General features: G+C 69.6%; 14 protein-coding genes. 10 read left to right on the top strand and 4 right to left on the bottom strand.

What is annotated here, in order from left to right; all coding sequences use genetic code 11:
- Positions 1-453: 453 nt before the first annotated feature.
- Positions 454-777 carry a hypothetical protein gene (locus ACFVST_RS21755; protein ID WP_390154452.1) on the bottom strand — a complete coding sequence of 108 codons (324 nt, stop codon included), beginning with the start codon at positions 775-777 and terminating at the stop codon, positions 454-456.
- 1,182 nt (positions 778-1,959) lie between these two features.
- Between ACFVST_RS21755 and ACFVST_RS21750 the strand changes: the two genes are divergently transcribed.
- A complete protein-coding gene (locus ACFVST_RS21750; protein WP_390154450.1) occupies positions 1,960-2,760 on the top strand; it encodes an aminoglycoside adenylyltransferase domain-containing protein in 801 nt (266 codons plus the stop codon).
- A 182-nt stretch (positions 2,761-2,942) separates the two neighbouring features.
- On the opposite strand, the gene ACFVST_RS21745 is transcribed toward ACFVST_RS21750, so the two are convergent.
- Both ACFVST_RS21745 and ACFVST_RS21740 read right to left on the bottom strand, forming a co-directional pair.
- On the bottom strand, positions 2,943-3,653 hold the full coding sequence (locus ACFVST_RS21745; RefSeq protein ID WP_390154455.1) for a TetR/AcrR family transcriptional regulator: 711 nt from the start codon (positions 3,651-3,653) through the stop codon (positions 2,943-2,945).
- The gene (locus ACFVST_RS21740) at positions 3,574-3,738 is read right to left on the bottom strand and encodes a DUF1707 domain-containing protein (RefSeq protein WP_390154447.1); all 165 of its coding nucleotides are present in this window, start codon (positions 3,736-3,738) and stop codon (positions 3,574-3,576) included. The genes ACFVST_RS21745 and ACFVST_RS21740 overlap by 80 nt, the downstream gene beginning before the upstream one ends.
- Before the next feature lie 202 nt (positions 3,739-3,940).
- On the opposite strand from ACFVST_RS21740, the gene ACFVST_RS21735 reads away from it, so the two are divergent.
- The 3 genes from ACFVST_RS21735 to ACFVST_RS21725 all read left to right on the top strand — a co-directional run bounded on the left by ACFVST_RS21735 (position 3,941) and on the right by ACFVST_RS21725 (position 5,664).
- On the top strand, positions 3,941-4,273 hold the full coding sequence (locus ACFVST_RS21735) for a Rieske (2Fe-2S) protein (RefSeq protein WP_390154444.1): 333 nt from the start codon (positions 3,941-3,943) through the stop codon (positions 4,271-4,273).
- A 142-nt stretch (positions 4,274-4,415) separates the two neighbouring features.
- On the top strand, positions 4,416-5,465 hold the full coding sequence (locus tag ACFVST_RS21730) for an ester cyclase (RefSeq protein ID WP_390154442.1): 1,050 nt from the start codon (positions 4,416-4,418) through the stop codon (positions 5,463-5,465).
- 73 nt (positions 5,466-5,538) lie between these two features.
- A complete protein-coding gene (locus ACFVST_RS21725) occupies positions 5,539-5,664 on the top strand; it encodes a hypothetical protein (protein WP_390154439.1) in 126 nt (41 codons plus the stop codon).
- A 94-nt stretch (positions 5,665-5,758) separates the two neighbouring features.
- Here the strand turns inward: ACFVST_RS21725 and ACFVST_RS21720 are convergent, their stop codons facing one another.
- Complete coding sequence (locus ACFVST_RS21720; protein ID WP_390154436.1) at positions 5,759-6,367, bottom strand: TetR/AcrR family transcriptional regulator; 609 nt, start codon at positions 6,365-6,367, stop codon at positions 5,759-5,761.
- 70 nt (positions 6,368-6,437) lie between these two features.
- Here ACFVST_RS21720 and ACFVST_RS21715 point away from each other — a divergent pair, with 70 nt between their 5' ends.
- The 6 genes from ACFVST_RS21715 (at position 6,438) to ACFVST_RS21690 (ending at position 12,744) form a co-directional block, all read left to right on the top strand.
- Positions 6,438-7,040 (top strand): hypothetical protein, encoded by a 603-nt coding sequence (locus tag ACFVST_RS21715; RefSeq protein ID WP_390154433.1) that lies wholly within the window; start codon positions 6,438-6,440, stop codon positions 7,038-7,040.
- Between the two features lie 83 nt (positions 7,041-7,123).
- Positions 7,124-8,731, top strand: coding sequence for a DHA2 family efflux MFS transporter permease subunit (locus ACFVST_RS21710; protein WP_390154430.1), 1,608 nt, complete (start codon positions 7,124-7,126; stop codon positions 8,729-8,731).
- Between the two features lie 67 nt (positions 8,732-8,798).
- Positions 8,799-9,899: an FAD-dependent oxidoreductase gene (locus ACFVST_RS21705; protein ID WP_390154427.1), complete on the top strand. Its 1,101-nt coding sequence runs from the start codon at positions 8,799-8,801 to the stop codon at positions 9,897-9,899.
- A gap of 103 nt (positions 9,900-10,002) precedes the next feature.
- On the top strand, positions 10,003-10,566 hold the full coding sequence (locus tag ACFVST_RS21700; RefSeq protein ID WP_390154424.1) for an ester cyclase: 564 nt from the start codon (positions 10,003-10,005) through the stop codon (positions 10,564-10,566).
- Positions 10,563-11,120, top strand: coding sequence for an ester cyclase (locus tag ACFVST_RS21695; RefSeq protein WP_390154421.1), 558 nt, complete (start codon positions 10,563-10,565; stop codon positions 11,118-11,120). Before ACFVST_RS21700 ends, ACFVST_RS21695 begins: the two co-directional genes overlap by 4 nt.
- A gap of 109 nt (positions 11,121-11,229) precedes the next feature.
- Positions 11,230-12,744: a phytoene desaturase family protein gene (locus ACFVST_RS21690; protein WP_390154418.1), complete on the top strand. Its 1,515-nt coding sequence runs from the start codon at positions 11,230-11,232 to the stop codon at positions 12,742-12,744.
- Positions 12,745-12,769 lie beyond the last annotated feature (25 nt).

Genomic DNA, 12,769 nt, shown 5'->3' with positions numbered 1-12,769 from the left:
GCCGCACGGCAAGGACGGCACACGGTTCGACTGGTACATCCGGGACCTGCACGTCGCTCCCCAGTGACGACCAGCAGTTACGGGACAGCCCTTAGAACCGGCCGAGGAAGCCCAGCGAGCAGAGGTCCAGCCAAACACACGACGACGAGCCCACACACTCACCCCTCAACGGCACAACGACCTCGACGAGTTGGGTATGCGCTGGTGACTCGTAGCGGAGAGCGGAGTCGCTAGGCCCCTGTCTGCTCGAACGGAGTTCTGCGAGTTGAGGTTTTGGTGACTCAGCCGGCGGTGCCGGAGGCTGCTTCGGCAGCTGCAGACGGCCCGCAGAGTTCCTCGTAGTCGGCGGCGGAAAGTTCCGGCTGCGGTTGGAAACCACTGACCGCTGCCTACGCCCGCTCACTCTTCTATGCGGCCTCAGAGCATTTCCCCCGAACAGGGGAAACGAATGCCTCATCTCGACCACTGTGGACAGAACTCCACATACAGTTGTTCCCAGTCACGCAATTTCGGGGGGTCGAAGTTCCAGTCGTACATGGAGCGGCAGACGTGATAATTGCAGGAGCCCGGAATGTAGAGGTTGGTGGCGGCTTTTGGCGGCCCGTACTTCGTGACGGCGAATATGTCTTTGGCTCCGTTCCGGAAGGCCCCGGGCCCGCCGGTCAGCAGTAGCGTTCCAGCGTAGACGTCCTTTTGGAGGAGGTACTGGTTCGCCGCCTTCGGGTCGTCCGGAATGTAGAAGTCGGCATCAAGGTCGGGGAGGTCCCGCTCCGGCACACTGACGGTACGGAGTTCCCGGTCAGCGTTCCCCGTACTCAACCGCTCCCGGATTCGCTTCCAGCGCGAAGGCCGCAACTGCACGGTGCGCGGGGCCAGTACGAGATCGTGCTGCTGTCTGTCCTCCCCTTCGAAAATGGGTCTGGCCGCGGTACTCCGCATCGGCAGATAGACCAACGAATGCGGCGACCGTGCCGCCAGCAGCCACAGGGCGCCGATGCGTCTGCCGTCCGTAGGTCCACGTACAACTCGTAATGTCTGCCCGGCTTGTGCAGCGCCCCGTTCTTCAGTGGTGTGGCCGGCTTGATCACCCGGTATTCCGTGCCTGCCAGCCGCACCTTCTGCACAAGAATCTTCACCCGTAGACCGTCCCGCGTCAGCGCGGCCCGTGAAGCAGTCATATTGCTCTCTCCTCCAGGAAGCTCATTGCATCAGGTCGGTGTGCGGATACTCCGGATAATTCGGGCAGATGTAGAGGTGCATGTTGTCGGTGCCGCCCAGTTCCACCTTCCCACTGCGGTCCGGCCGGATCGTGGTAGACCGTGACCAGCATTCCGAGGCGAGAATCACGGTTCTGAAGATCCTCGAAACGGCACCTGGTTCGTCCGGCCGCGATGGTTCGGGTGCGGGCTGCTGCTCGGTCCCGTCGGCCGGTTCCGCGGCGCTCGGGGACGATTTCGGAGGTGCGGGCGGCTGGGGGGAGAGCGTCTCCGGCTCCGGACTCGTGGGCAGCGTGGGTGTGGTGGGCCGGTCTGCGGTGTCTTCAACTCGGTGTGGTTCTGGGGGTGTTGACGGTTCCGGTGTGGGGCGGGGTGGTGGGGTGGGGAAGGTGTGGGTGGTGGTGTGGTCGGTGTGCCATCGGGCTGCCTGCCATGGCTCTTGGATCCACGGCAGATCACGTCCACGGGGGTGGAGAACGAGGCATGGACGGGGGCGGCCCCCGTGTCCCTGCACCTGCGCCGTCCGTTGTCCTGGGTGGCGACCTTGGACGCCTGATGTATATCTCCCCGCTCAACAGCATCGACACAGATCACGACTTCCCGGATTCGCGGTGCACCGACCTGCAGGAGCTCCGCGCCGCCGGCCGCATCCCGGGGCAGCACACCGCCGGCTGACCGTGCTCGCTCCTGGCCGTTCCGATCCTCCCCGGAGGCCATCTCGGCGATGCTCCATACTGGCCGGATGAGCGCCAGGACCGAGCTGTTTCGTGCCGTCCCTGCCGAGGTGCGGCCCTACCTGACGGAGCTCGTACGCCGCACGCGCGCGGTGTGCGGCCCCCGGCTGACCGGAGTGGTCGCGGTCGGTTCCCTCGCGCTCGGCGACTACCGGCACGGCCGCAGTGACATCGACGTCACGGTCGTCGTGGAGGGCCCGCCTCCGGCCGCGGCCCTGCGGGAACTGGCCGACGCCCTCGATCACCGGCGGCTGCCGTGCCCGGCGGCGGGGCTGGAACTGGTCGTCTACGCGGCGGACTTCGCCCGTGCCCCGTCCGGGGAGGCCGGCTATCTGCTGGATCTCAACACTGGCGCTCAACTGCCGGGCCGGGCCGCCTTCGACACGGCCGGGGCGCCGTCGTTCTGGTACGTCATCGACCGCTCCGTGGCCCATCAGGACGGGATTGCGCTGTACGGTCCGCCCGCGTCGGAGCTGATCGCGGCGCCCCGGCCGACGGACCTGTACACCGCGATCCGGGCCTCGGTGCGCGAGCACGGCGACGGTGAGGGGCATCTCGCCGACAACCGGGTCCTCAACGGCTGCCGCTCCGTGGTCTACTGCCGCACCGGGCGCTGGTTCGCCAAGCGCGACGCGGCCGGGCAGGTCGCCGCCGCGGAGGAGGACTTCCGTCCGCTGATCGAGGCCGCGGTCCACACCTTCGAACGTCCTCGCGCCGCCGCACTGCCCCTGCCCGGCCCGCAGGTCCGGGCGTTCCTCGCCTGGGTGCGAGCCCGCGTCGACGAGAACGCCGCGGCGGTCGGCGCCTGACAGGGCGTTGTCGCGGTGGGCCAGCTCGTCGCCGAAGGCGAACTACCAGCAGCGCTGGTGTACTTCAAGGAGCACGGCGGCTGGCATGACGGGACGATGACAGCGCCCGTGCCGGGGATCTACCCGGGACGAGCGCCGCGTTCGTTCCTGTGGCCACATGCCCCTCGGCGACGGCGGCCGGGCTACCGCTCCGCACAGTTCGTGAGCAAAAGGATCGATGGCAGAGGACATCGCGGGGGCGTGTGTGCTGAGTGCCCACCGCCCTCTGCGTCACCCGTCGTCGCCTTTGGTCTCCGGGCCGGGTCGCGCAGCGGGTTGTGGTCACCGCAGTCCTGGCACTCCACGGTTTCGGGGAGGATCTCGAACCTGCTGCCTGAGACTCCGAAGGAGCGGGGGTCAGTGAGTTCAGTCGGGGGTGGTGAGGAGGTGTGTGTGGCCTGGCGTGCGTGGAGTGCGGCGTCGGTGTCGCGGGTGAAGGTGGCGATCGCCATCGCGCCGTCGAAGAGGACGGCCAGTTGGTGGCCGGTCTGTCCGGGGGCGGGGACGCCGGTCTGGCGGGCCAGGTCGGTGAAGAGGGTCAGCAGGTGCTGTTTGTGGGTCCGGACCGATTCACTGACGCCGAGGGTGGCACTACCTGCTTCACCGAACGCGCCGGCGAAGACGCAGCCGTGGAAGCCGGGTTGGAGGAACCAGTCGTTCAGGAAGTCGAACGGGGCCAGCGCACGTGAGACGGGGTCCTCGTGCCGGGCCGCGTAGGTGTGGAGAGCCTCCCGCGCGATTCCGTCACGCCGTTTCAGGCAGGCCGCGAGCAGGTCACTCTTCGACGGGAACGGGCAGGTCCGCGAGAAGCCGCGCCAGCTCCTGCCGGGTCCGTGCGGCCAAGGCCGTATCAAGCCGACTGTCCAACTCCGCCTGATCGAGGCGCCCTTCCACCCGCCGCGGCCTGCAACCGCTCCACTGCCTGATCCCGCTCACCATCGGACGCCCGCAGATCTGAACGCTCTTCCATCAGCCCCGCCCCCGTCATGGAATCCGCGCCCGGGAGCATCAAGACGCCACCACTCACACGGCGAGGAGCAACACACAGGCGGGGCGTATCCACGGCGCCTTTTCGCGGATCGGGAGGGAGAGGGTGGCTGTGGCTTCGGCCGGAGTCCTGTGGATCGAGAGGAACAGAGCTGTGGACAACGAAGAACTCTGTGTGGCGAAGCTGGCGGACGTGCCGCAGGGAGAGTTGCTGAGCGTGGACTTCGGTGGGGTCCAGGTGTTGCTCGCGCATACCGATGACGGGGTCCGTGCGGTGCGTGACGAGTGCTCGCACGAGTCGGCGAAGCTCTCCGAGGGCGAGTTGGAGGGCGACACGGTGGAGTGCCCCTGGCATTTCAGCAGGTTCTGCCTGCGCACCGGGACGGCTCTGGACTTCCCGGCGATGGACCCGATCGACACCTACGAGGTGCGGGTCGCGGACGGCGGGATCTTCCTGTCGAGGGCGGCCGGGGGCGCGGCCGGGTGAGGGCGATGCGCCGGTCCCGGCGTACCACCAAGGGCCGCGTCGCGTATCCAACTCAGCGCCGGCCAGTGGGACTTGGCGCCTGGGCCGCCGCTCTTCCATGACGTTCCCACGAGTGACAGCAGAGAAGTCAGGAGGGACAGCCATGGACGTCCAGGAGATGTGCGCCATGGTCGCCGAGGTCAGCGACCGCATGTGGAACCAGGGCGAGACGGGCGCCGTGGACAAGTACTTCGGCACCGGATTCGTCGCCAATATGCCGGGAACCGCAGCACCACTCGGCACCGCGGGCTTTGTGCGGCTCGCAGAGCAGCGGCACGAGGCACTGAGCGGAGTGCGGCACCGGGTGCTCCAACTCTTCGGCCAGGGCGACCTGGTGTTCCTGCGGAGCGAGGTCTCGGGTGTGCACAGCGGGCTGCTCTCGGGGGTGCCCGCCACGGGTCGGCACATCGAGCTGACCGAGATCACCATGTGGCGCTTCGAGGGCGGGAAGGTGGCCGAACTCTGGTACCAGGGGGACGATTTCAGGGTGCTCGACCAGTTGGGGCTCGTGCCACCCGAAGGCGGCGGTCTGAGGCGGCAGTTGGGGCACGCCGCCCAGGTGGTGGGCCTCTTCGCCGGGCTGGGCGGCCGGGGTGGACGGCCGCGGCCCGCTCCGCTCCGGGCCGCCGTGGACGGCGCGGGCGGCGACGGGCGCCCGATCCCCGTGGCGGGCGGGGACGCGCTCGATCTGGGGGCGCGGGCCCTTGAGCTCGCGCGCCGTGTCTTCGACGAGCGGGACCTGGGCGCCCTGGACGAGTGCGCCACCCCTGACGCGCGGTACCGGGTGCCCGGCCGGCCCGTACTCGACAACGAGGGCTTCAAGGCCCTCGTACGGCATCTGTGGCGGGCGCAGCCGGATCTGCGCGTCGATGTGCTGAACACCGTGGTCGAGGCCCCGTACGTCGGAGTGCGGGCGAGGTTCACCGCGACCCACCTCGGTGAGTTGTTCGGGAACCCGCCGACCGGGCGGCCCATTGACATGGTCGAGATGCTCGTCCAGACCTTCGACGAGCAGGGCCGCATGGTCGAGCTCTGCCAGGAGGCGGACTACCTGGGGCTGCTCGGCGGGATCGGCGTGCTGCCGCCGCCGGACGCGGGGCCGCTGCGCTCGGTCGCCCACCTGCTCGCGGGCAGCGTCCGGCGGGCCCGCTGAGTGGTGTATCCGGTCCGGTGCGGTGCGGATCTGAAAGGGCGTACATCATCAACACCCTTTCGAGGAGAGCCATATGACCACTGCTGAATTCCCGGGCCTGGACGACGAGGCGGCCACCGGCGGGCGGAAGCGCAAGCTGGTGCTGTTCGGCACCGTGCTGTCGCTGGCCGTGGTGATGCTGGCTCGTCGCAAGCGCTGAACCCGTTGGTCGTGTCCGGAAGTTCCCTCCGGGGGTGCCCCGCTCGACGGTGGGGCGCTCCGGACATGACCTGGTTCCGCTGCCGTGCGGACCCTCAGTCGGCTGGGGAGTCGCCGGGTTCGGTGGTCAGTCCTGCGGCCACCGCCGAGGCGATGGCGTCGAGTCGGGCGGTGTCCATGGGGTCGGGGAGGACGAGCAGGGCGAGGAAGATCGGGCCGCCCAGCAGCAGATGGGCGAGCGCGGGGTCGGGTGCCCGGCGCAGTTCGCCGCGCTTGCGGGCGCGCTCGACGATGACCGCGAGGTCTCTGCGCTCGCTGGCGACGAAGGTGTTCTGGAGCCGGCCGGTGAGTTCGGCGTCGTGGGACATCTCGGCGAGCAGCGGGGGGATGACCTGGCGGGCGGCGGGGCTGGTGAGGCGTTCGTGGATGACGCGGGCCATGGCGCGGAGGTCTCCGCGCAGTGAGCCGGAGTCGGCCGGGGGCTCGATGTCCATGCCGTGCAGGGTCGCGGCGAAGAGCAGTTCGGCCTTGGAGTCGAACCTGCGGTAGATGGCGGCTTTGCCCACTCCGGCGCGGGCGGCGGTCGCGGCCATGGTGACACCGACGTAGCCGGATTCGGCGAGCAGTTCGCGCGCCGCGGCGAGCACGGCCTGGTCGATGTGGCTGTCTCTGGGGCGGCCCAGGCGGGGTGCGGGGTTCTGCATGGTCCAAGTATACGAGTCCAGAGTTTCGAAACTGCGGTATCGTAAAGCTGAGGCGTCGAGGAGGACCCCTATGGACAGCGCGGAGCAGAACGGGCGGCTGGATGTCTGGCTGCCGGTCAGCCACTGGACCACCCGGCACGATCGGCGGGTGGCGGCACCCCCAGCGGAGGTCGCCCGTGCCCTGCGCGAGGTGACACCGGGCGAGATGCGGCTGGCGCGACCGCTGGTGGCGGTGCGCACCCTGCCCTCACGGCTGGCCGGCAAGGGCCGGCAGCAGCCCACGGGCCCGCCGGACGCGGTGCACGACATGATGCGGGCGGGCTTCATCCGGCTGGACGGCGAGGCGGAGAGCGATCAGCCCGACGGCGCCGTCATCCTCGGCTTCGTGGGCCAGCCCTGGAAGCCGGTGCTGTCCAAGGCGATCGTCCGCGACGTCACCCCCGAGGAGTTCCGGGCGTTCGACCGCCCCGGCTACCTCAAAGGCCTGTACGCCATGTGGGTCGAGCCCGACGGCGCCGGGAGCCGGCTCCTCACGGAGACCAGGGTGTTCGTCACCAGCGAGAGCGCGGCCCGCCGGTTCAAGCCGTACTGGGCCCTCATCGAGCCCTTCAGCGGGCTGATCCGGCGCGACTGGCTGCGGGCGGTCGGCCGCCGCGTCGAGTGCCCGGCCTGACTCCGGACCTCGCTGTATCCAGCCCACCACCGCGCGGATCTTCAGACGGGGAGCTGTCGCTCCTCTCCCGGGAGCGGTAACCCGTGCCATCCGAAAGAGAGCTGACCGTGGAAAGATCAACTGCCCACAGCCGCCGCTGGCAGATCCTCGCCGTGCTGTGCCTCAGCCTGGTCCTGATCGGCCTGGACAACCTGATCCTCAATCTGGCGCTGCCGAAGATCCAGACGAGCCTCGGCTCGACCGGTACCGAACTGCAGTGGATAGTCGACTCCTACACCCTGGCCTTCGGCGGGCTGCTGCTGCTCTGCGGCTCCCTGGCCGACCGCTTCGGGCGCAAGCGGCTCCTCCTCACCGGACTCCTGATCTTCATGGGGTTCTCGGTGGCGGCCGCCTTCGCCGACGGTTCCACGGCCCTGATCGCGCTGCGCGCGGCCATGGGCGTCGGAGCGGCGATGATCATGCCTGCCACGCTCTCCATCATCAAGGACGTGTTCCCGCCCGAGGAGCAGGCCAAGGCCATCGGCATCTGGGCGGGTACGGCGGCGCTCGGTGTCCCGCTCGGCCCGGTCGTCGGCGGACTGCTGCTGGAGCACTTCTGGTGGGGCTCCGTCTTCCTCATCAACGCCCCGGTCGTGGTCGTGGCCTTCCTCGCCGGAGTCAAGCTGATCCCCGAGTCCCGTAACGAGAAGCACCCCGGACTCGATCTGCTCGGCGCGCTGCTGTCGGTGCTCGGCCTGGTCGCGCTCGTGTACGGGCTGGTGGAGGCTTCCAGGAACGGCTGGACCGACGTGGTGACCCTGGGCTCGCTCGGCGGCGGTGTGCTGCTGCTGGTCGCGTTCGTGCTGTGGGAGCGGCGCACGCCGTGTCCGATGCTGATGCCGGAGCTGTTCCGCGACTCCCGCTTTGGCGGGGCGGCCGCCGCCATCACCGCCATCTCCTTCGGGATGTACGGCGCGCTGTTCGTCCTCACCCAGTACCTCCAGTTCGTGCTCGCCTACGAACCGCTGGAGGCGGGCCTGCGGCTGATGCCGATCGCCACGATGATCTTCGCCGCACCGCTCTCGCCGAAGCTGGTGGAGCGCGTCGGCATGAAGTGGGTCGTGGCGGGGGGAATGGTGCTGATCACCGCTTCCATGGCGCTGACCGCGGGTGCCGGCGTCGACTCGGAGGGCCGGATCCTGGTGAGCCTCGCCCTCTTCGGCCTCGGTATGGGGCTGGGTATGCCGGCCTCGGCCAACGCCATGCTGGCGGCCGCACCGCGCGGCCAGTCCGGGGCGGGGTCCGCGGTGACCGACGCGGCGATGCAGGTGGGCGGCGCACTCGGGATCGCCGTGATCGGCAGTGTGCTCAGCACGTCCTACCGTGACGGACTGCCCGCGCTCGACGGCCTGCCGGGACCGGCGGCGGACGCGGTCAGCGACTCGGTCGGCGCCGCCACGACCGTCGCCGGGTCCGTCGGCGGGCCCCAAGGGCGGGCGCTGCTGGAAACCGCACGGGACGCGTTCATCGGCGGCCTCGGGGACGCGCTGCTAGCCGGCGCCGGGGTCACCGCGGCCGGGGTGCTCGTCGCCCTCGTCGTACTGCCCGGTGCGAGGGCTCGGGCGGCCGCCGCGGAGGCAGCGGCGGAATCGACGGTCCCGGGCGCGGCCCAGGCGCGGGAGAGCGCGGGCACGCACGGCGCGCCCCTGTAGACAACCGACACGGCGACGAGCAGCCCTCTTCGCCGCGAATTTCGCCCCCCCACATATGGAGATCTCGATGTCTCGACTACGTGTGATCGTCGCGGGTGCAGGAATAGGAGGGCTCGCGCTCGCGGGTATGCTCCGCCGCCATGACGCCGAAGTCACCATCCTCGAACGGGCCGATGACCTGCGCACCGGGCTCGGGCTAACGTTCTGGCCCAACGCCGCGATGTCGCTGCGTTCCTTCGGCGAGGACATGCTGGATGCAGTACGCACCGTGGCCCAGCCCTTCGACCGGGCCCGGATGAAGACGGTCGCCGGGCACACCGTCACCAACATCGACCTCAGCCGCTGGCTCACCCGGTACGGCGTGGCCGGGCTGGGGGTGACCCACTCCGACCTGGTAGGTGCGCTCAGCGACGTCTCCGGTGTGCCGGTGCGGTTCAGCGCCGAGGTCGTGTCCGTGACCGAGGAAGGTCAGGTCACTCTCGCCGACGGGGAGACGCTGAACGCCGATGTGGTGATCGGGGCCGACGGGGTGGGCTCCGCCGTCCGCAAGGCCATGCTGCCGCCGGGCAAGGCCGCGCCCCGCGGCCCGGCGATGGCCGGCTGGCAGGGCGTCGCCCTCGACGGCGGGCCCAAGTTCCCTGGTTTCGACGTGGTGTTCGGGCCGACGGGAGTCTGCGGCATCCTGGGCCTGGCGGGTGAGCGCACCTACTGGTTCATGCAGGCGCCCGCCGACGCCCCGCCCGACGGCGACGGATGGTCCGACACCGTGAAGGAGTTGGTGCGGGCGACCCCCGGCGACCTGATGTGGCGGGACTCGGCCCGGGACCGGGCGCCCGACCGGAACTGGGGGCGGGGCCGGGTCACCCTGCTCGGGGACGCCGCCCACCCCATCCTGCCGACGGTCGGCCAAGGCGCGTGCCTGGCCGTGGAGGACGCCGGGGTGCTCGCCCACCGGCTGGTGTCCCTGGGGGACCCGGTCGCCGCTCTGCGCCGCTACGAGGCGGACCGTTTCGAGCGGGTGACCAAGACGTACAAGCGGGCCCGCAGGCTGCGGCAGATGCAGCAGCTGATGCCCGCCGTGCGCAACCCGATGGTCTCCACCGTGCCCGACGGGCTGCTAGGCCGGATGTTCACCGAATCCGCCGAGCCCATCGCCGAGTTCCGCTGATCCCGCCCGGCGGCACGCGCGGTGCGCGCTGTATCCACCCGCGTGCCGCCGGGATCAGTCAGGGCAGAGGGGCAGCCGCCCGCTCCGGCCCGAGAGGTTCTTGATGGCACACACAGCAGACACCGCACAGAGCGAACTCAAGAAGCGGGTCGCGGACTTCACCGACCTCGTGTGGAACCAGGGCGATCTGATCGCCGCCGACACGTATCTGAGCGCGGACTTCGTCGGCCACTTCGCCGGCGGGCCCGATCTGCGCGGGGCCGCCGCCTACAAGCGGATGGCCGCCGAACTCCGACGGGCTCTGCCCGACCTCACCCACCGGACGCTCCACCTGATCCAGGAGGGCGACCGGGTGGTGCTGAGGGCCGAGATCAGCGGCTCCCAGCGCGGCGAACTGATGGGCATTCCGCCCACAGGACTACCGGTCCGCAGGACCGAGACCACCCTGATGCGCATCGAAGGCGACCGGATCGCCGAGATGTGGCACCTGGCCGACGAGATCGGCACCTTCGACCAGCTCGGACTCACCCCGCCGGAGGGCGCGGGACCGCTGGGGCAGATCGCGCACACCTTCAAGCTGATGGCCCGCTTCGCGGTGCTCCAGGCGAAGGCCGGCAAGGCAGCGAAGGCGCAGCAGGCTGCCGCCCAGGGGAGGAAGGCAGCATGACCATGTCCGAAAAGACCGCCGCCCGGACCGCAGCGGGCGACGGCACACACCTCGACCTCAAGGCCAAGGCCCGCGAACTCGCCGGGCGCACCTTCGACAAGCGCGATCTGACCGTGCTCGACGAGTTGGCCGTTCCCGAAGCGAAGTACTACATACCGGGTCGCCCCCCGCTCGGCAACGACGGGTTCAAGGAACTGATGCTGCATCTGTGGCAGGCCAAGCCGGATCTCCGGCTGGAGATCCTCGACATCGTCTCGGAGGGGCCGTTCGTCGCGTCCCGGGTCAGGTTCACCGGCACCCACCTCGGCGAACTGATGGGCATTCCGCCCACCGGACGCCGGCTTGAGCTGGAGGAGATCCTGGTCGAACGCTGGAACGACGAAGGCCGGCTCGTGGAGTTCTACCAGGAGGCCGACTACCTGGGGATGCTCACCACGCTCGGCGTCGTACCGCCCCGCGGCGCGGGCCCCCTGGGCCAGCTCGCCCACACCTTCACCAGTGCCGCCCGGTTCACCTGGCTGAAGCGCAAGGCCCGCCGCGGCGGGGGGCGTTAGCACCGTCCGAGGCGTATCCCGGGCCGCCCTGGGCGGATCTCTACGAGTGAGACCGGTGCCGAAGCCGGTCGTGCAGACCAGCGAAGTACCACTATCCCTTGGGAGAACCATGCCGACGAAGGAACCACCCGCCGCTGCCGACGACTACGACGTCATCGTCGTCGGCAGCGGTCTGGGCGGCCTGGCCGCCGCCGCCTTCCTCGCCAAGTTCGGGCGGCGGGTCCTGGTGGCGGAGAAGGCCCAAGGCATCGGCGGATACGCGCACGCCTTCCGGGCCGGGGACCGCTACTACGACCCGGCCATCCATGTCGTGCCCGGTGCGGCGGAGGGCGGCACCATCGATGTGCTGCTGCGCTATCTCGGGGTGCGCGAGATGTGCGAGTTCATCGAGTCCGACGCGCTGTACCGGGTGGTCATCGACGATGACGTGCTGGACGCGCCGTTCGGCTCGGAGGCGTTCATCGCCTCGCACATCGAGCTGTTCCCGCACGAGGAGCAGGGGATCCGCGGCTTCTTCGGGCTGTGCGAGAAGTTCCTGGAGGAGGCGCATCAGGTGCCGCTCCAGCTCTCGCCGAAGGAGCTGGGCGAGGCCGTGGTGAAGTTCCCCACCCTCTTCGGGAACCGGATGTCCACGCTCGGCGAGGTGATGGACCGGTTCATCGAGGACCCGCGCTGCAAGGCGTTCTGCAGTGCCGGCTGGCCCTATATGGGGCTGCCGCCGTCCCAGCTCTCCTTCGAGCTGTTCGCCCGCTTCCTCTACACGCAGATGCACGGGCTGTACCACTGCAAGGGCGGCTTCCAGCACCTGGTCAAGGCGTTCACCACGGCGATCGAGCGCGACGGCGGGAAGATCGTCACCAACTCCGGTGTCGAGAAGATCCTGGTGAAGGACGGCCGCACCGAGGGGGTGGTGCTGGCGGGCGGGCAGGAGTTGCGTGCCCCGATCGTCATCTCCAACGCGGACGCCACGCACACCTTCGAGGACCTGGTGGGCCTGGAGCATCTGCCGAAGGCGTACAACCGCAGGCTGCGCTCGCTCAAGAGCTCCATGTCGATGTTCGTGGTGTACGCCGCGACCACCCTCGACATCGCGGCGGTGGGCGGCGCGCACGAGACCTTCATCTACGGGAGCGACGACCACGACGTCAACTTCGCCGGCTTCGCCGAGGGCGACGCCCCGGCCACCGTCGTGGTCGTTCCCACCCTCATCGACCCCAGCCTCGGCCCGCCCGGGGAGCACCTGGTCACCTCCACGGCGCTGGCTCCCTACGAAGGCCCCGAGGCCTGGGCGGAGTTGAAGCCGAAGCTGGAGGAGAAGTACCTCGGTCTGATCGAGCGGCTCTACCCGGGCTTCAGGGACGGGCTCACCTTCGTCAGCAGTTCCACTCCGCTGACCCTGGAGCGCTTCACGGGCAACCACCGCGGTGCGGCCTACGGCTGGGAGAACACCCCGGCGCAGGCCGGCAGCAAGCGGCTCACCTACCAGACCCCGATCGAGGGACTCTACCTCTCGGGCCACTGGGCGCAGGCCGCCAGTGCCCTCCGGGTGATCGTCTCCGGCAGCCACACCGCCCAGCAGATCCTGCGGGAAGCCGGTGTCACCGACGTCGGCCCGGAGCTGTGAGCCGTATGGCGCCCCCGTCCCGTAC

It is taken from the genome of Streptomyces sp. NPDC058045, assembly GCF_042885635.1.
Lineage (GTDB): Bacteria > Actinomycetota > Actinomycetes > Streptomycetales > Streptomycetaceae > Streptomyces.
This window is presented reverse-complemented; position numbering and strand designations above follow the sequence as displayed.